Raw genomic sequence first — 17,293 nt, 5'->3', positions numbered from 1 at the left:
CATGCCTGCGACAAGGCCGGTCAATTCACCAGCCCGAATCCGGCGATCGCATTGGCGAGTTTTTCCAGCCCGTCGATGGTACGCATGCCGGCATCCATCTCCTGGGTCGAGAGGATCACCCAATGGCGCTTCTCGACAGCCGTGAGGTGGATGGCCACGGGATCGGTCTGCAGGAAGTCGATCTTCACATTGACATCGTCGGCGCCGTAGCGGCGGCGTGTCATGTCGGCCAACACCAGAACCTGCGGATCGGCGGCGGTGATGGTCTCCCAGCCGACGAGCGGCCATTCCTCATTGGTCTCAATCACGTTCTTCGCCCCCAGGGCATGGATCAGCCAGGCGGGCGGGCCGTTGCGGCCGGCGATATAGGCATCGCCCTTGACCTCGGGGCTGGAGAACCAGAAGGCCAGGGTGAGGCCCTCACCCGCCCCCTTCACCTTTTCCTTCGCGGCCGCCTCGCGCGCCCGCAGGTCGGCGACCAGTTCGTCGCCGCGATCCTTGACGTCGAAGATGGCAGCCAACTCCGCGATCTCGCGATAGACGAGGTCCATGGTGAAAAGCTCGAGCCGCACGCCGTCGCCGCTCACCGAATTGTCCTTGGCGACGCAATCGGCCGGCGAGACATAAGTGGGAATGCCAAGATCGTGGAACTGCGTGCGCTTTGCGACACTGCCATTGGGGCCGATATGCCATTCGAACTGGGCGGTCACCAATTCGGGTTCCTTGGCGACGACACTCTCGAAACTGGGGTCGTTGTCGGCCAGGCGTTCGATCTTCACATTCGCCGCCTGATACGCGGGCGGCACGTCGGAGAACCAGACGGCGGTACCGGCAATTTTATCAGCAAGACCCAGCGCCAGCAGGATCTCGGTGCTGTTCTGCCCGACCGAGACGACGCGCGCGGGCGCCCTTTCGAAGGTAAGGGTCTCGCCGCAATTCTCAATCTGCAGCGGATATTGGGTGGCGTCGGCTGCGGCATCGGCCACGGACAGCGCAAAGAGCGCGGCGAGCGCGCCGGCGCCAAGAAGACGTTTTGTCATCGGTAGTCCCCTTTTGCAGAATGCAATGTTATAACATTACATATAAGATTAAACAATTTCAACCGGCTGCATGGCCGTGACACGCGGCTGTCGTGCCGGATCACGGGCGGCAGCCCGGCCGCGCGCGTCGTTCTGATGGAATACCGGTGAGACGGCCGGTCGTCCGGCCCCAGATGAAACTGGCCATCCTGCATGCTCCTTCCGGGCACCCCGCCCGGTTTGCATCATCACGTCGCGATGGCAGGTCTCCTGACTTGCGGGTCGCTGCATGCCGTCGGCCTTCCCGGGAGCCTTCGCCTCCAGTGGCCTTCAATGACGGGTCGCTCGCCGCTCACAGTTGCGGGGGCAGTCACGGCTTTGGCCCCTTCTGGGTCGTCCGTACCGTGTTCCCTATTAATCCCCTGGACTTCATCCGTCGGGGAACCATCGGGCAAAGGAATAGGGCGCGGAATCCTGCCAAGTCAAGTTAACCGGATTGCGGCCATGGGTCTTTCGAACGTCATGGTTGCTTGTTAGAGTCGGTATCTGACCAAACAGCCAAATCGTCGCACCACCCCAAATTATGTAGGGATAAACCTAATAGAGTCATGTAGCATGCCTATTTAAGGGATGTGGGCAATCTTCACTACGCCAGCCTGACAAAGCCAACCTGACGAATCAGGAGAGCCGGATGCAGCAGACGCGATCAGACAGCGACACCGCGATGCCGAGCGGACGTCCGCGCCAGCGCAGTGAATGGCTGACCTTCCTGTTCCTGACCGTGATCCTGGCGCCGATGATCGCGGTGGCGGTCGTGGGCAGTTACGGGTTCCTCATCTGGATCTATCAGATGATCGCCGGGCCGCCGGGCCCGCCGGCAGCGTGAGGTGCGGCAGCTTGGCTGGTCAGGCCTCCCATTCGTCGCGGCGCGCCTTTCTGTTGGGCGCGGGCCGGACGCGTCCGGAAACGCAATCCCCGGCACCGCAGCGCCCGCCCTGGTCGCTGGCGGAAAAAACATTCCTCGAAACCTGCAGCGGCTGCGGCGATTGCGTTGACGCCTGCCCCGAGGGAATCCTTGTCGCCGATGCGCGCGCCATGCCCGTGGTCGATTTCGCCCACGGCCAGATGGAACCTGGCGGCGGTGCCTGTACATTCTGCGGCCGCTGCGCCGATGCCTGCAGCACCGGCGCCCTGTTGGCTTCCGAGGCCCGCGCGACGTCGGCGCCCTGGAGTTTCGCCGCGACCATCAGCGATGCCTGCCTGGCGCGGCAGGGCATCATGTGCCAGAGCTGCAAGGATGCCTGCGGCGATGGCGCCATTCGCTTCGCCTATCAAAGCGGCCGTGTCGCGGTGCCGGTCATCGACCTGACCGGATGCACCGGCTGCGGCGCCTGCCAGGCACCCTGTCCCGCGGGGGCCGTCTCGTTCCAGCGCATGGAGGCGCCGCAAGGGGAGATGGCCGATGCCGGATGAGGTGCACATCTCCAGCTTGATCGTGCATGTCCGGCCGGAATGCCATCAGGCGGCGCGCGCCGATATCGCCGCGCGCGACGGCGTCGAGATCCATGGCGACGACGCCGAAGGAAAGATGGTGCTGGTGCTGGAGACGCCGTCGGAAGCCGAGATCCTCGGCCATATCGCAGCGATCAACGACATCCCCGGTATCATCGCCACATCGCTCATCTATCACGAAATCGATCGCCCCGACGCGGGGCACGGGATTGAAAGCCCGGATCAAGAGGAGGTAACCGATGCCTGAATCCGGTTCGCTGAAGCTCACCCGCCGCCAGGTCATCAAGGCGAAGGCCGCCGCCATCGCTGCGGGCGTCGCCGGCATCCCGGTGGCCGAGGCTGCCAACGGCATCATCCCCGGCGATGAGGCGCGGCTGGACTGGTCGAAGGCGCCCTGCCGCTTCTGCGGCACCGGCTGCGGCGTCATGGTGGCGGTGCGCGACAACCGCGTCGTGGCGACCCATGGCGACATCCATGCCGAGGTCAATCGCGGCCTCAATTGCGTGAAGGGCTACTTCCTTTCCAAAATCATGTATGGCGCCGACCGCCTGACCCAGCCGCTGCTGCGCATGAAGGATGGCAAATACGCCAAGGACGGCGAGTTCACGCCGGTTACCTGGGAACAGGCCTTCGACGAGATGGCGGTCCAGTGGAAGCGTGTGCTCAAGGAAAAGGGGCCGACGGCCGTCGGCATGTTCGGTTCCGGCCAGTGGACCGTGTGGGAAGGCTATGCCGCCCTGAAGCTGATGAAAGCCGGCTTCCGCTCCAACAACATCGATCCCAATGCGCGCCATTGCATGGCCTCGGCCGTGGGTGGCTTCATGCGTACCTTCGGCATGGACGAGCCGATGGGTTGCTATGACGATATCGAGGTGGCGGATGCCTTCGTGCTCTGGGGCTCCAACATGGCCGAGATGCATCCGATCCTGTGGACCCGCGTCGCCGATCGCCGTCTGTCGGCGGCGCATGTCAAGGTCTGCGTCATGTCGACCTTCGAACATCGGAGCTTCGACCTGGCCGACATCCCCATGGTATTCGCGCCGCAGACCGATCTTGCGATCCTCAATTTCATCGCCCATCACATCATTTCGACCAACCGCGTCAACCGCGCCTTCGTCGATGCGCATACCAGTTTCCGGCGGGGCGCCACCGATATCGGCTATGGCCTCCGGCCCGAGCACCCGCGCGAGGCGGCGGCGGCCAATGCCGACAAGGCGAATGATTCCGAGCCGATGACCTTTGAGGAATTCGCCGCCTTTGTCGCCGAATACGACGTCGACAAGGTGGCCGAACTTTCCGGCGTACCGAAGGAACGCCTCATCGAATTGGCAGAGCTCTATGCCGATCCCGGCATCAAGGTGGTGTCGTTCTGGACCATGGGCTTCAACCAGCATACGCGCGGCGTATGGGCCAACAACATGATCTACAATATCCACCTGCTGACCGGAAAAATTGCCGAGCCGGGCAATTCGCCCTTCTCGCTGACCGGCCAGCCCTCGGCCTGCGGAACGGCACGCGAAGTCGGCACCTTCAGCCATCGCCTGCCGGCCGACATGGTGGTGACCAATCCCGAGCACCGCAAGCATGCGGAGGAGATCTGGCAGGTACCCGCAGGTACCATTCCCGAAAAGCCCGGCTACCACGCGGTGCTGCAGAACCGCATGCTGAAGGACGGCAAGCTCAACGCCTATTGGGTGCAGGTCAACAACAACATGCAGGCCGGCCCCAACATGAACGAGGAGGGCTGGCCGGGCTATCGCAACCCGGACAACTTCATCGTCGTCTCGGATGCCTATCCGACCGTCACGGCGCTGGCGGCCGACCTCATCCTGCCCACCGCCATGTGGGTCGAGAAGGAAGGCGCCTACGGCAATGCCGAGCGGCGCACCCATTTCTGGCACCAATTGGTGACGGCGCCGGGCGAGTCGCGCTCGGACCTCTGGCAGATCATGGAATTCTCCACCCGCTTCACCATGGAGGATGTCTGGCCGGCGGATTTCCTCGACGCCAATCCGGCCTTCAAGGGGAAATCGCTGTTCGACGTCTTGTTCGGCAATGGCTCGGTCAACAAATACCCGGTCAGCGATATCGAGGAAGGATACGCCAACCACGAATCCGAATATTTCGGGTTCTATGTGCAGAAGGGCCTGTTCGAGGAATATGCCGGCTTCGGCCGCGGCCACGCCCATGACCTTGCGCCCTTCGATACCTATCACCAGGTGCGCGGCCTGCGCTGGCCGGTGGTGGACGGGAAGGAAACACGCTGGCGCTATCGCGAGGGCTACGACCCCTATGTCGAGGCCGGCAGGTCCGTGCAGTTCTACGGCTACAAGGACAAGCGCGCCCTCATCTTCGCCCTGCCCTATGAACCGGCAGCGGAATCCCCCGATGCCGAATATGACATGTGGCTGTCGACCGGGCGCGTGCTGGAGCATTGGCATTCCGGCTCGATGACGCGGCGCGTGCCGGAACTCAATCGCGCCGTGCCGAACGCACTTTGCTATATGCATCCGGATGACGCCAAGGCGCGCAATGTGCGCCGCGGGGAAGAAGTCCGCGTGATCTCGCGCCGGGGTGAAATTCGCGTGCGCGTCGAGACCCGGGGACGCAACAAGCCCCCGCGGGGCCTAGTCTTCGTCCCCTGGTTCGATGAAGGGCGCCTCATCAACAAGGTGACGCTGGACGCGACCGATCCCATTTCGAAACAGACGGATTTCAAGAAATGCGCCGTGCGCATCGAAAAGGTGACGTCATGAGCCGGCTTCGCGGGTTTTCGCCGATCCTCGCCGCCGGGCTCCTGGCGGCTGCCATCCCGCTCATCGGCGGCATCGCCCTTATCGGCATCGCGGCGGCGCAGGAGGTCGCGGTCAGTGACCTGCGCGACGGCGTGCCGCCGACCGAGGAGGCGGCACCGCCGCCCATCTTCAACGAGATCAACGACGACAAGCGGCGCGCGCGCAACTATCCCGAACAGCCGCCGGTGATCCCGCACAATATCCGCGACTATCCGATCACCCTCAACGCCAACAAATGCCTCACCTGCCACACCCGCGAGTTCACCGCGCAATCGCAGGCGCCGATGATCAGCATCACCCACTTCATGGACCGCGACAGCCAGATCCTGGCCACCGTGACGCCGCGGCGCTATTTTTGCACGCAATGCCATGTCACTCAGGCGGATGCCCCGGACCTGGTCGAGAACCAGTTCATGCCGATCGAGGAGATCCTGCGCGCCTTCCGTGAACAGGATGGCGAGGAGCCCAATCCATGATCGGCCGCCTGTGGCACTGGGGCTGGGGCCTCGTCCGCGACATCTGGTTCGTGCTGCGGCGGCCCAGCGTGCATTTCAGCCTGGGATTCCTCACCATCGGCGGTTTCCTGGCCGGCATCGTCTTCTGGGGTGGCTTCAACACCGCGCTCGAGGTCACCAATACCGAGCGTTTCTGCATCTCGTGCCACGAGATGCGGGACAACGTCTATGAGGAGCTGAAGACCACCATCCACTTCACCAACCGCTCCGGCGTGCGCGCCACCTGTCCCGACTGCCATGTACCGCACAACTGGACCGACAAGATCGCGCGCAAGATGCAGGCCTCGAAGGAGGTCTGGGGCAAGATCTTCGGCACCATCTCGACCCGCGACAAGTTCCTCGACAAGCGCCGCGAGCTGGCCGAGCACGAATGGGCGCGCCTCAAGGCCAATGATTCGCTGGAATGCCGCAACTGCCACGATTTCGAATACATGGACTTCACGCGCCAGAACGCGCGCGCCGCCGAGGCGCATTCCACTTATCTCGCCGCCGGCGAGAAGACCTGCATCGATTGCCACAAGGGCATCGCCCATCAATTGCCGGACATGCAGGGTGTCCCCGGCTGGGATGCCGTGCACAGCTTCTATATGGAGGTGCCCAACAACTCGGCCGGCGACCGGCTACAGCGTCTGGCGCGGGCGCTCAGGGAGACACCGCCGGCGAACGCCTCGACCATGTCGGATTGAGCGCGCCGGATCAGGCGCGTCGGCGCATCGCGACCAGCGGCGACCGGCGCTCGTCCTTCAGCCACAGGACGTGGCTGTAGAGCATGATCATGTCGACGGCATGGCCGTCCCTTGACAGCGGCAGGAACAGCACCTCGCCGGTTTCGGTGCGGGTCGGCAAGGGGTGATAGGTGCCGCGATAGAGTAGCGGCCGCCCGGTCGCCAGGACCCGATCGAGATAGTCGGTGGTGTCGCCGGCGCGCTCGGCATAATAGGCCTCGGCCACCGCCTTGCCGGTTGGATCGCGGCCGCGCATTTCGGCTTCCCTTGTGCCGACCAGGCGATAGACATAGCGCCGCGCATCCGGCACCACGTCGATGAGGCAAAGCAGCGGCAGATGTGCCTTCAGATCGGCGGGATCGATATCGGGGCGCCCCGGCATGGCGCGGGTGCCCCGTTTCTCGTTCCAATAGGTATAGATCGAGATCAGCCGCTCATCACATTCGCCGATCTGCGCCGCTTCGGCTCCTTCATGGGCCGGCACCCGCTCCAGTATCCGCGTCGTTTCCGGAATCTGCTCCATGGGCGGAGATGATCTGCGCCCATCTCTTAACAAGATGCTAACGCGTCGCAAAAGCAGGATCGCTTGTCGGCAAATGGGTATGCGCAGCAAGGGCATCGGTCGAAGGCCGTTTCGGCCGTCCTTGCCGCGCTGCAGCAAAATTCGCCGTCAATCCCTTCTTTGGTTGCGCTGTCATTCTTTCGTTCCTATTGTCATACTTAACATTCAGCCGTCGAACCTGAAACGGGGTTTCCACCCGCGTCGGGGGTGGTGAGAATCAGGGGCGGCAAGAATACGAGCCGGCGACGCAAGAAGCGCCGGACGAGGGAGGACAGGGAACGGATGGCGTCAGTCGAAATCCGCGACGTGCGCAAGGCCTTCGGCCCGGCGCAAATTCTTCACGGTGTGTCGGTCGATATTGCGGATGGCGAATTCGTCATTCTGGTAGGTCCCTCGGGCTGCGGGAAGTCGACGCTGCTGCGCATGATCGCCGGGCTCGAGAGCATCACCGGCGGCGAGATCCGGATCAACGACCGGGTCGTCAACGACGTGCCGCCGAAGGAACGGGACATCGCCATGGTGTTCCAGAACTATGCGCTCTATCCCCACATGACGGTAGCTGACAATATGGGCTTCTCGCTGAAGCTCAAGAAGGCGCCCAAGGCCGAGACCGAAGGCCGGGTCAAGCAGGCAGCCGACATCCTGGGCCTTGCCAATCTGCTGGACCGTTATCCAAGGCAATTATCGGGCGGCCAGCGCCAGCGCGTCGCCATGGGCCGCGCCATCGTGCGCAATCCGCAGGTGTTCCTGTTCGACGAACCGCTGTCCAACCTCGATGCCAAACTGCGCGTCGCCATGCGCGCCGAGGTGAAGGAACTGCACCAGCGTCTGAAGACCACCACGGTCTATGTCACCCATGACCAGATCGAGGCCATGACCATGGCCGACAAGATCGTGGTGATGCATGACGGCCGCGTCGAGCAGATCGGCGCCCCCCTCGATCTCTATGACCGGCCCGGCAATCGTTTTGTCGCCGGCTTCATCGGCTCGCCAGCGATGAATTTCATCGAGGGGCGGATCGAACCGGGCGCGCGCTTCAGCGGCAGCGGCGGCATCGACCTTGCTCTCGACGGCGCCGCATCCGCGCTGCAGGGCCGCGCCGTTACCCTCGGCATCCGGCCGGAACATCTGGAACTGGGCGCGGGCGGCCTGGACGCCGAGGTCGTCGTGGTGGAACCCACCGGCTCCGAGGTCCAGGTCAATGCCCGCCTCGCCTCGGGCGAGGAGATCGTGGCGGTCTTCCGCGAGCGGCATCTTTTCAGCCCCGGCGAGAAGATCGGCCTCAGGCCCCGGCCCGGCCTTGTGCACCTCTTCGACGCGGCTTCGGGGGAGCGACTCTGACCACGGCCCGGCGCCGCAGGGAACCAGCCGCGGGGGAGCGGACCGGGCGATCACAACAAGATCAACAGGCGGGAAACGCGACAGACGGAGGAAACGACAGATGAGCTTTACCAGACGCGACCTTTTGAAGACCAGCGCCGGCATCGGTGCTGCCAGCATGCTGCCCCTGGGCGCCAACAAGGCGTTCGGCCAGGAACTGTCCTACAAGCCCGAGGAAGGCGCCAGCCTGCGCCTGCTGCGCTGGTCGCCCTTCGTCAAGGGCGACGAGGATGCCTGGCTCGCCAATACCAAGAAGTTCACCGAGGCGACCGGCGTCGAGGTGCGGGTCGACAAGGAAAGCTGGGAGGACATCCGGCCGAAGGCGGCGGTGGCCGCCAATGTCGGCTCCGGTCCCGATCTGATGATGGTCTGGTTCGACGACCCGCATCAATATCCGGACAAGCTGCTCGACGTGACCGAGCTTGCCGATTATCTCGGCAACAAATACGGCGGCTGGTATGAGGGGCCGAAGAACTATGCCTCGAAGGACGGCCAGTTCATCGGCCTGCCCACCGCCACCATCGGCAATGCCATCGTCTATCGCGACAGCTGGGTGCGCGAGGCGGGCTGGTCGGAATTCCCGACCAAGACCGACGATTTCCTGGAACTGTGCAAGGCGATGCAGAAGAGCGGCCATCCGGTCGGCTTCACCCATGGCCATGGCGTCGGCGACGGCAACAACTATGCCCACTGGCTGCTGTGGAGCCATGGCGGGCAGATGGTGGACGAGAACGGGGTGTGCACCATCAACAGCCCGGAGACGATGAAGGCGATCGAATACGCCCAGGCGCTCTACAAGACCTTCATCCCGGGCACCGAGGGCTGGCTTGACGTCAACAACAACCGCGCCTTCCTGGCCGGGGAACTCTCGGTCATCGCCAATGGCGTCTCGGCCTATTACACGCCGAAGAACGACCCGGCGCAGGCGGAACTGGCAGCCGATATCAGGACCTGCCCGCTACCCGTCGGCCCGGTCGGCAAGCAGATCGAGTTGTTCCAGGTGACCTCGACGGTGATCTTCAAGTACACCAAGTACCCCAACGCGGCGCGCGAATACCTGCGCTTCATGTTCGAGGCGGCGCAGATGGACAACTGGATCTCCGGCTCCTCGGCCTATTGCTGCCAGACGCTGAAGGCCTACGAATCGAATCCGATCTGGACCTCGGATCCGAACTACGCGCCATATGCCCAGGCCTCGGCCACCCTGCGTCCGAACGGCTATGCCGGGCCGCTGGGCTATGCCTCGGCTGCAGTGATGGCCGATTACGTCCTCGTCGACATGTTCGCCGAGGCGGTGACCGGCGCCGCCACGCCGCAGGAGGCGATCGATAAGGCCGAGAAGCGCATCAACCGCTACTACCGCGTCTGACCTGTCGCTTGACTGGCGGATCCCCCTCACCCTGCCTCAAGGGGTGAGGGGGCCTTTCGGCAGGATCTGGATCAATCGAGGCATTCCTTCGCGATGACGGCAAACCGGACCACCAGCAGCAGCATTGGCGGCAGCCGCCCCCTTCTCGCCCGCATTGAAGAGAGCCGGGGGGCACTGGCCTTTCTGTTCATGCTGCCGGCTGCGGTGCTGCTGCTGCTCTTCCTGACCTATCCGTTGGGGCTCGGCGTCTGGCTCGGCTTCACCGACGAGCGCATCGGCCGCGACGGCATCTTCATCGGCCTCGAGAACTACGCCTACCTCTGGGACGACGACGTCTTCTGGCTGTCGGTCTTCAACACCATCCTCTATACGAGTGTCGCCTCGATTCTCAAATTCGGCCTAGGCCTGTGGCTGGCGCTGCTGCTCAACGAGCATCTGCCGTTCAAGGCCTTCTTCCGCGCCATCGTGCTGCTGCCCTGGGTGGTGCCGACCGTGCTGTCCGCCATCGCCTTCTGGTGGATCTATGACGCGCAATTCTCGATCCTCTCCTGGGTCCTCATCGAATGGGGCTGGATCGAGCAGCCGATCAACTTCCTCGGCGATCCAACCAATGCCCGCGCTTCCGTCATCGCCGCCAATGTCTGGCGCGGCATTCCCTTCGTCGCCATCACGCTGCTGGCCGGGCTGCAGACCATCCCGCCCTCGCTCTACGAGGCGGCGACGCTGGACGGCGCCACCTCCTGGCAGCGCTTCCGCTTCGTCACCTTCCCGTTGCTCACCCCCATTATCGCCATCGTGATGACCTTCTCGGTCCTCTTCACCTTCACCGATTTCCAGCTGATCTATGTGCTGACGCGGGGCGGGCCGGTGAATGCCACCCATCTGATGGCGACCCTTTCCTTCCAGCGCGGCATCTCGGGCGGCAATCTGGGCGAGGGGGCGGCGATCGCCGTCGCCATGATCCCCTTCCTGCTGGCGGCCATCCTGTTCAGCTATTTCGGCCTGCAGCGGCGGCGCTGGCAGCAGGGGGGAGACAACTGAGATGGCGGTCGAACATGTCGACGCGAAGGCCGGCGACGAAGGCGGGATGAAATATCTCAATCGCCTGCCGCGGCGGGTGGTGACGATCTACCTGCCGCTGCTGGTCTTCGTCTTCGTGCTGCTGTTCCCGTTCTACTGGATGGCGGTCACGGCGGTGAAGCCCAATAACGAGCTCACCAATTACAAGGATTTCAGCCCCTTCTGGGTGGTGGAGCCGACCCTCGACCATATCAAATACCTGATCTTCGAGACCTCCTATCCCGGCTGGCTGTGGAACACGATCCTCATTTCCGTTGCGGCCACCTTCCTCTCGCTGGCGGCCTCGGTCTTTGCCGCCTATGCGATCGAGCGCCTGCGCTTCAAGGGTGCCCGCCAGGTGGGCCTTGCCATCTTCCTTGCCTATCTGGTGCCGCCCTCGATCCTGTTCATTCCGCTGGCCGTCATGGTGTTCCAGCTTGGCCTCTATGATACGCGCTTTGCCCTCATCCTCACCTATCCCACCTTCCTGGTGCCGTTCTGCACCTGGCTGCTGATGGGCTATTTCCGCTCGATCCCGTTCGAGCTCGAGGAATGCGCGCTCATTGACGGGGCGACGCGCTGGCAGATCCTGACCCGGATCGTGCTGCCGCTGGCGGTGCCTGGATTGATCTCCGCCGGCATCTTCGCCTTCACCCTCTCCTGGAACGAGTTCATCTATGCCCTCACCTTCATCCAGTCTTCGGAGGTGAAGACGGTGCCGGTCGGCGTGCTCACCGAACTGGTCCGCTCCGACGTCTACGAATGGGGCTCGCTCATGGCAGGCGCCCTCATCGGCTCGCTGCCCGTGGTCATCCTCTATTCCTTCTTCGTCGAGCATTACGTTTCCTCCATGACGGGCGCCGTCAAGGAATAGGCGGTGTCAAGGCACAAGGGGCCGTCAAGGCACAGGCAGCGTCACCCGATTGCGGGGGCGCCGGAATCCCCCTTCCCCGGCGCCGGCAAAAGGTGCAGCATTCCCGGATAAGCACAAGAAACCGGGAGGAACGCCATGTCCAATGCCGCCGAAGCCCGCACCGCCCGCGACCCCGGCCCCGAACACCCGATCTCGATCGAGCACCCGCGCGAGCGCATCGTCGTGACGGCGGAGGGCCATGTCGTCGCCCACACGACGCATCCCATCCTGCTGCACGAGGCGCAATACCCGGCGGTCTGGTATGTGCCAAGGAAGGATGTCGATCTCGGCGCCCTCGAACGCTCCGACCACACCACCTGGTGTCCCTACAAGGGCGTCTGCCACTACTACAGCATCAAGGGCAGCGAGAAGGGCCGGAACGCGGTCTGGACCTATGAAGAGCCGCCGGCGGCCATGGCCGAGATCAAGGATTTCATGGCTTTCTATGCGGACCGGGTGGATTCCATCGAGGTGAGGTGAGTTGCTCCACCATCTCTCGCTCGCCGTCCGCGACATCGCTCGGGCGACGGATTTCTACGATGCGATCCTGGAACCGCTGGGCTATGCCCGGGTCTGGTCCGACATCCGGCCGGGCGAGGCGGGTCAGGCAGTTGGCTACGGCCCGCCGGGCGGTCACGACAAGCTGGCCCTCAAGCAGTGCGACGATGCACTGGCACCGGGCGATGGCCAGCACGTCGCCTTCGCGGCACCGAACCGGGCTGCCGTCGACGCCTTCCATGCGGCAGCGCTGGCCCATGGCGGACGTTCGAACGGCAGGCCCGACATGAGGCCGGATTATGGCCCCCATTACTACGCCGCCTTTGTGATCGATCCCGATGGCCACCGGCTGGAAGCGGTGATCAACAACCCCCGATCATAACGAATTGCGTTATATAACGAATTTCGTTATAAAGATCGTGAATGACGGATGTGGTGCCGCCCGGATGATTGTCAGCTTCGCCTGTCGCGAGACGGCGCGCATATGGGAAGGTGTCCGCTCGCGGCGATTTCCGCCCACGATGCAGGATATCGCCCTGCGCAAGCTGCGCCTGCTTAATGCGGCATTGCGACTGGAGGATCTGCGGGTGCCGCCGGGCAACCGGCTGGAAGCGCTCAAGGGCGATCGGCGCGGGCGCTACAGCATCCGCATCAACGACCAGTGGCGCATCTGCTTCCAGTGGAATGCCGAACAAGGAGGGCCGGGCGATGTCGAAATCGTCGATTACCACTAGCAAATCCGGCGTAGGGCTGCGCAACCCGCATCCCGGCGAAATCCTGCTGGAAGAGTTTCTGCGCCCCCTCGATCTGTCGCAGAATGCGCTGGGCCGTGCCATCGGCGTACCGCCTCGGCGCATCAACGAAATCGTGCTGGGCAAGCGCGGCATCACCGCCGACACCGATCTGCGCCTGGCACGCGCCTTTGGGGTATCGGAGGGCTTTTTCCTGAACCTGCAGCGCGATTTCGACCTGATGGAACGGCGGCGCGAAATTGCCGCCGATCTGAAGTCGATCAAGCCGGTTGCCGCCTGAACAGCGACCGGGCATCCTTCGGTTTTCCCTTCCAGGCCAACGCCATGCCAGCCGTCAGTCAACCGCAGGATGTCCACTCCATCATCGCCAACGGATTGTGCACCGGTTGCGGGCTGTGCGAGAGCTTGGGCGGACGGGACCGGATCGCGATGCATTACACCGCCATCGGGCAGTTGCGCCCGCAGGTGACGGCAGCACCCGATGCCGACACGCTGGCGAAGATCATGGCGGTCTGCCCCGGCGCCGTTCTGGGCGGGCCGCTGGCGATGCTGCCCGACGAGACGGCGAAACCCCATGACCCGATCTGGGGACCGGTCGCGGCCATCCATCGGTCCTGGTCGGGCGATTCCGCCATCCGTCAGTGGGCGGCGGCGGGCGGGACGCTGACCGCGCTGGGCTGTCATCTGCTGCGGTCGGGCGAAGTCGAGGCGATCTTGCATGTGAAGGCAAGCGCCGCCGATCCGCTGCACACGGAAGCACAGGTCAGCCGCTCGCCGGAGGAGGTGATCGCCGCCGCGCAATCGCGCTATGGCCCGGGTGCTGCCCTCACCCGGGTTGCCGAGTTGCTGGATACCGGCACGGTCTTCGCGGTCATTGCCAAGCCCTGCGACATCGCCGCCATCCGGCACCTGCAGCAGGTGGATGCGCGGGCCAGGGCGCAGATCAGATATTGCCTCACCATCTTCTGCGGCGGCGTGCCCTCGACGATCTTTCCGGAAGTGGTCGCCCGCCATGTGGGCTTCAGGCGCGAGGAGCTCAGCCTGTTCCGCTGGCGCGGCAATGGCTGGCCCGGCCCCACGCATCTGGAGACGACGGACGGCCGCGTGGCCGACCTCACCTATGACCAGCTCTATTATACGCCGGATGTGCCCTGGACCTATGACATGCAGTTCCGCTGCAAGATCTGCGCGGATGCCATCGGCTCGGTGGCCGATATCGCCGCCCCCGATGGCTGGGTGATGCGGGACGGCCAGCCGGTCCATGACGAGGCGCCGGGGGTCAATATTGCGATCGCGCGCACGGAAAAAGGGGCAGCGCTGCTGCGATCGGCGGCCGGTTCCGGCGCCCTGGTACTGGAGGATTTCAGCGTCGAGGAACTCTACGCGATGCATGGCGACCATCTCGACCGGCGCCTGGGCGCGCCGGCGCGCCTTCTCGGCCTGCGCGCGGCCGGGCAGCCGGTGATGCGTTTGGTTGGCTTCGAGATTGGCCCCATGCTGCGCATGGCGGCACGTCGCTTCGGCTGGCGCGCGGTGCTGCGCGATCTGTGGGCCGCCTTCATCGGCGCCAGACGGCGCGCGAAGGCCGGGGCGCACCGGGAACCGTTGACGTAGATTGCCCGGCGCGGTGGGCACCACTAGACTGCGCCGCCGCTCCCTTCAGATCGCACGAACAGATTCCCCTTGTCCGCATCCGCCCCGCAAATCTCCCACCCAATTCCCGGCCGCGCGCAGCAGCATGCGACCCGCGTCATGTTCTTCTTTCTGGGATTCGCCCTTTCCTCCTGGGCGCCGCTCATTCCCTTTGCCAAGGAGCGCACCGGGCTTGACGATGCGGGTCTCGGCCTGCTGCTGCTGGCCTTCGGCCTCGGCTCGCTGACCTCGATGCCGATCGCCGGCGCCGTCACCGCGCGCCTCGGCTGCCGCTTTGCCATTGTGCTTTCCGCCCTGGCGACGGCCCTGGTCTTTCCGTTCCTGAGCTTCGTCGCCAGCCCCTTCCTGCTGGGTGCTGCGCTCTTTCTTTTCGGCTTTGTCATCGGTCTGGCCGAAGTCGGCGTCAACGTGCAGGGCATCATCGTCGCGAAGGCGGCACCCAAACCGCTGCTCTCCGGCTTTCACGGCCTCTTCAGCGTCGGCGGGATCGCGGGCGCCGGCGGGGTCAGCCTGCTCATCCAGCTGGGCCTCGATCCGGTCGGCGCCGCCGCCATCGTGGTGGCGCTGATCCTGTTGCAGGTCGCACTCGCCGCGCCGCATCTGCTGCCCTATGGCAGCGACCATCCGGGCGAGGCGGGCGGGCGCGTGCGGCTCTTCCACCTGCCCCGGGGCTTCGTGCTTTTCATCGGCGGCCTCTGCTTCATCGCGTTCCTGGTGGAGGGTGCGCTGCTGGACTGGAGCGCCCTCTTCCTTATCGACGCACGCGGGCTGGAGAAGGGCCTCGCCGGTCTCGGCTATGCCGCCTTCGCGCTTGCCATGACGGTGGGACGCCTCACTGGCGACCGCGTCGTCGCCTCACTCGGCGGCCGGCGCATCCTGGTTTTTGGCGGGATTGTGGTGATGGCGGGCTTTGCCCTGGCCGTGCTGGTGGAATCGCCCTGGGCGGCGCTGGCCGGCTTCATGGCGATCGGTCTGGGTGCTGCCAATATCGTGCCGGTCTTCTATACCGCCATCGGCCGGCAGCAGGCGATGCATCCGGGCCACGCCATCGCGGCGGTGACGGCGCTCGGCTATGCCGGCATCCTGATCGGCCCCGCCTTCATCGGCTTCATCGCCCATGCCACCAGCCTTTCCATCGCCTTCGCGCTGGTCGGTGCCGCCATGATCGTCGTGCCGCTGACGGCGCGGATCGTCACCCGGGATTGAACTATTCGGCCGCGGCCGGCAATGGCGCGGCGCGGTCGCTGCGTTCGGCGAGCAGTGCCGTCACGAAGGCCAGCAGGGCAATGCCGGCACCGACCCAGGGCACGGTGGTGTAGTCCGCACCGAGGCTGAGCGGGATGCCGCCCAGGAAGGCACCCGAGGCGCAGCCGATATTGAAGCCGGCATGGTTGATGGTGGAAGCAAGGTTGGGCGCACCATGGGCCTTGTCGATGACGCGCATCTGCAAAGGCGCCACCACGGCGAAGGAGGCGATGCCCCAGAGGATCATGGTGGCGATCGCGGTGACCATATGGCCGGAGCTCACCGTGAAGAGGACAAGCAATAGCGCCACGACGACGAAGCCGCCCTGCATGGCGCGCATCTGGTGCCAGTCGGCGAGCCGCCCGCCGATGAGGCCGCCCAGGGTGAAACCGACGCCGAACAGCACCAGCGCCGCGGTGATGGCGGCGGCCGCCATGCCGGCATTGCTGGCAAGCAGGGGCGTTATATAGGTGTAGACGGAAAAGAGGCTGGCCGCCGACATGGCGCTCATCGCCATGCCGAGCAGCACCTGGGGCCGCTTCAGCACCGCGAATTCGCGCGCCATCGACTGCACCTTCAAGGCCGGCATCTTCGGCACCAGCAGCAGCACGGCAAGGCCGGCCACCGCACCGATGCCGGCCACGCCGACAAAGGTCATGCGCCAGCCGGCCCAGTGGCCGAAGGCGGTGCCGCCGGGAACCCCCAGCACATTGGCGATGGTGAGGCCGGTCAGGGTAAGCGCCATGGCCTGGGCGCGCTTGTTGGGTGGGGCGAGATCGGCCGCCACCACGGCGCCGATTCCCATGAAGGCCGCATGCGCGAAGGCGGTGAAGATTCGCGCCGCCATCATCAGCCCGTAGGTGGGTGCGGCCGCACAGGCAAGATTGCCGAGGATGAAGACCCCCATCAGGCCAAGGAGAGCGCCCTTGCGCGGCAGGCGCGCCGTCGCCATCGCCATCAGCGGCGCGCCGATCACGACCCCCACCGCATAGGCTGTGACCAGCAGGCCGGCCTGCGGGATGGTGACACCGAGATCGCCGGCGACATCGGGCAAGAGGCCCATCACCACGAATTCGGTGGTGCCGATGCCGAAACAGCCAGCGGCAAGCGCCAGGATCGCGACGGGCATTCTGGTGGGGGGCATTTGGGTAGAGGGCTGGTTCATGTCAGGCAATCTCGCACATGCAGCAAAATCGCAAAAGTTAATAAGTCAGACCAGAAACGCCGGGGCACATGAAACCCGTGCATAGCGCTGTTCGATGACGCTTGTCCGGTCAGCCGGCGGAATCCGCCTTG

General features: G+C 64.6%; 19 protein-coding genes and 1 riboswitch. Of the genes, 16 read left to right on the top strand and 3 right to left on the bottom strand.

The window, feature by feature from the left end; translation table 11 throughout:
* Nucleotides 1-20: 20 nt before the first annotated feature.
* Nucleotides 21-1,040, bottom strand: coding sequence for an ABC transporter substrate-binding protein (locus A8950_RS19650; RefSeq protein WP_133613571.1), 1,020 nt, complete (start codon nucleotides 1,038-1,040; stop codon nucleotides 21-23).
* Nucleotides 1,041-1,262: 222 nt separating this feature from the next.
* A riboswitch (cobalamin riboswitch) is annotated at nucleotides 1,263-1,483 on the bottom strand.
* A gap of 227 nt (nucleotides 1,484-1,710) precedes the next feature.
* Here A8950_RS19650 and napE point away from each other — a divergent pair.
* From napE to A8950_RS10345, 6 genes are read left to right on the top strand one after another with little or no spacing between them, the layout of a single operon-like run.
* Complete coding sequence (gene napE, locus A8950_RS10370) at nucleotides 1,711-1,905, top strand: periplasmic nitrate reductase, NapE protein (protein ID WP_208109823.1); 195 nt, start codon at nucleotides 1,711-1,713, stop codon at nucleotides 1,903-1,905.
* 11 nt (nucleotides 1,906-1,916) lie between these two features.
* Nucleotides 1,917-2,492, top strand: a complete 576-nt coding sequence (gene napF, locus A8950_RS10365) for a ferredoxin-type protein NapF (protein ID WP_208109822.1) — start codon at nucleotides 1,917-1,919, stop codon at nucleotides 2,490-2,492.
* On the top strand, nucleotides 2,482-2,778 hold the full coding sequence (locus A8950_RS10360; protein WP_133613570.1) for a chaperone NapD: 297 nt from the start codon (nucleotides 2,482-2,484) through the stop codon (nucleotides 2,776-2,778). Before napF ends, A8950_RS10360 begins: the two co-directional genes overlap by 11 nt.
* Nucleotides 2,771-5,287, top strand: coding sequence for a nitrate reductase catalytic subunit NapA (napA, locus tag A8950_RS10355; RefSeq protein ID WP_133613569.1), 2,517 nt, complete (start codon nucleotides 2,771-2,773; stop codon nucleotides 5,285-5,287). The genes A8950_RS10360 and napA overlap by 8 nt, the downstream gene beginning before the upstream one ends.
* Nucleotides 5,284-5,802 carry a nitrate reductase cytochrome c-type subunit gene (locus A8950_RS10350; RefSeq protein ID WP_133613568.1) on the top strand — a complete coding sequence of 173 codons (519 nt, stop codon included), beginning with the start codon at nucleotides 5,284-5,286 and terminating at the stop codon, nucleotides 5,800-5,802. Before napA ends, A8950_RS10350 begins: the two co-directional genes overlap by 4 nt.
* Nucleotides 5,799-6,527, top strand: a complete 729-nt coding sequence (locus tag A8950_RS10345) for a cytochrome c3 family protein (protein WP_133613567.1) — start codon at nucleotides 5,799-5,801, stop codon at nucleotides 6,525-6,527. The genes A8950_RS10350 and A8950_RS10345 overlap by 4 nt, the downstream gene beginning before the upstream one ends.
* 10 nt (nucleotides 6,528-6,537) lie before the next feature.
* Here A8950_RS10345 and A8950_RS10340 read toward each other — a convergent pair whose 3' ends face one another.
* Nucleotides 6,538-7,089, bottom strand: a complete 552-nt coding sequence (locus tag A8950_RS10340; protein ID WP_166645107.1) for a PAS domain-containing protein — start codon at nucleotides 7,087-7,089, stop codon at nucleotides 6,538-6,540.
* 321 nt (nucleotides 7,090-7,410) lie between these two features.
* On the opposite strand from A8950_RS10340, the gene A8950_RS10335 reads away from it, so the two are divergent.
* The 10 genes from A8950_RS10335 to A8950_RS10290 all read left to right on the top strand — a co-directional run bounded on the left by A8950_RS10335 (nucleotide 7,411) and on the right by A8950_RS10290 (nucleotide 15,958).
* Entirely contained in the window at nucleotides 7,411-8,469 is a 1,059-nt protein-coding gene (locus tag A8950_RS10335; RefSeq protein WP_133613565.1) for an ABC transporter ATP-binding protein, read from the top strand.
* A gap of 100 nt (nucleotides 8,470-8,569) precedes the next feature.
* Entirely contained in the window at nucleotides 8,570-9,877 is a 1,308-nt protein-coding gene (locus tag A8950_RS10330) for an ABC transporter substrate-binding protein (protein ID WP_133613564.1), read from the top strand.
* 93 nt (nucleotides 9,878-9,970) lie between these two features.
* Nucleotides 9,971-10,918, top strand: coding sequence for a carbohydrate ABC transporter permease (locus A8950_RS10325; RefSeq protein WP_133613563.1), 948 nt, complete (start codon nucleotides 9,971-9,973; stop codon nucleotides 10,916-10,918).
* A 1-nt stretch (nucleotide 10,919) separates the two neighbouring features.
* On the top strand, nucleotides 10,920-11,810 hold the full coding sequence (locus A8950_RS10320; RefSeq protein WP_133613562.1) for a carbohydrate ABC transporter permease: 891 nt from the start codon (nucleotides 10,920-10,922) through the stop codon (nucleotides 11,808-11,810).
* A 135-nt stretch (nucleotides 11,811-11,945) separates the two neighbouring features.
* Nucleotides 11,946-12,329: a DUF427 domain-containing protein gene (locus tag A8950_RS10315; RefSeq protein WP_133613561.1), complete on the top strand. Its 384-nt coding sequence runs from the start codon at nucleotides 11,946-11,948 to the stop codon at nucleotides 12,327-12,329.
* Nucleotide 12,330: 1 nt separating this feature from the next.
* Nucleotides 12,331-12,729 carry a VOC family protein gene (locus A8950_RS10310; RefSeq protein ID WP_133613560.1) on the top strand — a complete coding sequence of 133 codons (399 nt, stop codon included), beginning with the start codon at nucleotides 12,331-12,333 and terminating at the stop codon, nucleotides 12,727-12,729.
* Between the two features lie 64 nt (nucleotides 12,730-12,793).
* Nucleotides 12,794-13,081, top strand: coding sequence for a type II toxin-antitoxin system RelE/ParE family toxin (locus A8950_RS10305; protein ID WP_133613559.1), 288 nt, complete (start codon nucleotides 12,794-12,796; stop codon nucleotides 13,079-13,081).
* Nucleotides 13,056-13,379, top strand: a complete 324-nt coding sequence (locus tag A8950_RS10300; protein WP_133613558.1) for a HigA family addiction module antitoxin — start codon at nucleotides 13,056-13,058, stop codon at nucleotides 13,377-13,379. The genes A8950_RS10305 and A8950_RS10300 overlap by 26 nt, the downstream gene beginning before the upstream one ends.
* Nucleotides 13,380-13,528: 149 nt before the next feature.
* The gene (locus tag A8950_RS10295) at nucleotides 13,529-14,713 is read left to right on the top strand and encodes a Coenzyme F420 hydrogenase/dehydrogenase, beta subunit C-terminal domain (protein ID WP_166645106.1); all 1,185 of its coding nucleotides are present in this window, start codon (nucleotides 13,529-13,531) and stop codon (nucleotides 14,711-14,713) included.
* A gap of 138 nt (nucleotides 14,714-14,851) precedes the next feature.
* Nucleotides 14,852-15,958, top strand: coding sequence for an MFS transporter (locus A8950_RS10290; protein WP_208109821.1), 1,107 nt, complete (start codon nucleotides 14,852-14,854; stop codon nucleotides 15,956-15,958).
* A 1-nt stretch (nucleotide 15,959) separates the two neighbouring features.
* On the opposite strand, the gene A8950_RS10285 is transcribed toward A8950_RS10290, so the two are convergent.
* Nucleotides 15,960-17,126, bottom strand: coding sequence for an MFS transporter (locus A8950_RS10285; protein WP_133613555.1), 1,167 nt, complete (start codon nucleotides 17,124-17,126; stop codon nucleotides 15,960-15,962).
* Nucleotides 17,127-17,293: the final 167 nt, after the last annotated feature.

Origin of the sequence: Dongia mobilis (assembly GCF_004363235.1) — a bacterium.
In the GTDB taxonomy this organism is placed as follows: Bacteria; Pseudomonadota; Alphaproteobacteria; order Dongiales; family Dongiaceae; genus Dongia; species Dongia mobilis.
The sequence above is the reverse complement of the archived record's forward strand: the minus strand, read 5'-3'. Positions and strand labels throughout refer to the sequence as shown.